Raw genomic sequence first — 238 nt, 5'->3', positions numbered from 1 at the left:
AAAGCAATTGCGGGAGCAGGATTTGAACCTACGACCTTCGGGTTATGAGCCCGACGAGCTACCAGACTGCTCCATCCCGCGATAAGTAATTACTTTACAGTAATTAAAAGACTGTGATTCTTTTGCTCGCAACAAAAGAGACAGTTAAGGAGGATAAGGGATTCGAACCCTTGCACGGTTTTACCCGCCTGACGGTTTTCAAGACCGTTCCCTTCAGCCGGACTTGGGTAATCCTCCA

2 tRNA genes are annotated in these 238 nt (G+C 47.9%); both read right to left on the bottom strand.

What is annotated here, in order from left to right:
* Positions 1-7: 7 nt before the first annotated feature.
* Positions 8-81: transfer RNA gene (locus IGJ25_RS17235), tRNA-Met, on the bottom strand.
* 66 nt (positions 82-147) lie between these two features.
* Positions 148-237 (bottom strand) — tRNA-Ser (locus tag IGJ25_RS17230).
* Between the last annotated feature and the right edge of the window lies 1 nt (position 238).

The sequence above is a fragment of the Enterococcus sp. DIV0240d genome, assembly GCF_051711245.1.
Classification (GTDB): Bacteria; Bacillota; Bacilli; order Lactobacillales; family Enterococcaceae; genus Enterococcus_D; species Enterococcus_D casseliflavus.
Note: the sequence above shows the minus strand (reverse complement) of the source record. Positions and strands in the feature narration are given on the sequence as shown.